We start from the raw sequence: 232 nt of genomic DNA, 5'->3' as shown, positions 1-232 counted from the left end.
ACCTCGCGTTCCTCGGTCAGTACGCCGAGGTCGACAGAGACGTGGTGTTCACCGTCGAGTACTCGGTCCGGTCGGCGATGGTTGCGGTCTACGATCTGCTGGATCTCGACGAGGAGGTTCCGCCCGTGAGCAAACACTACCGGAGACCGAAGGTCCTGGCGGAGGCTATCGAAGCCGCCTATCGGTGAGCCTGCGACGGCAGCGGCGGCCGACCTGCGCCAGGCGGAGACAC

1 protein-coding gene is annotated in these 232 nt (G+C 65.5%); it reads left to right on the top strand.

Annotated features, from left to right (window positions below; all coding sequences use genetic code 11):
- Window positions 1–188: oleate hydratase (locus tag SM753_RS21225; protein WP_323193010.1), on the top strand; the 188-nt coding region annotated here is incomplete at its 5' end.
- Window positions 189–232: the final 44 nt, after the last annotated feature.

The organism is Halostella sp. PRR32 (genome assembly GCF_034808085.1).
In the GTDB taxonomy this organism is placed as follows: Archaea; Halobacteriota; Halobacteria; order Halobacteriales; family Natronoarchaeaceae; genus Halostella; species Halostella pelagica.
Note: the sequence above shows the minus strand (reverse complement) of the source record. Positions and strands in the feature narration are given on the sequence as shown.